The organism is Shewanella sp. SG41-4, assembly GCF_014164505.1.
In the GTDB taxonomy this organism is placed as follows: domain Bacteria; phylum Pseudomonadota; class Gammaproteobacteria; order Enterobacterales; family Shewanellaceae; genus Shewanella.
The window spans coordinates 1-205 of record NZ_JACJFI010000807.1 but is presented as its reverse complement, the minus strand read 5'-3'; the positions used below and the strand labels follow the sequence as shown (position 1 = coordinate 205).

Annotated in this window: 1 protein-coding gene; it reads left to right on the top strand. The window is 41.5% G+C overall.

The annotated features are described in order from the left end of the window. Positions 1-205, top strand: a 205-nt coding sequence (locus H5202_RS23905; RefSeq protein ID WP_182774184.1) for a PAS domain-containing protein, incomplete at both ends; no start/stop codon positions are given.

Below are 205 nucleotides of genomic sequence, written 5' to 3'. Positions count from 1 at the left end.
GGAAGTAAAAAATGCTAGACAAGCCCTGTACTCTGAAAAAGAACGTTTGCGAGTGACGCTCAACTCTATTGGCGATGCAGTTATTGCGACCGATACAAAAGGACTCATTACGTTTATGAACCCGATAGCGGAGCGCATGACGGGTTGGCGATTAAAAGATGCGTTACATCAGAAAATTGAAAATGTAATGTATTTGAAGGATTCT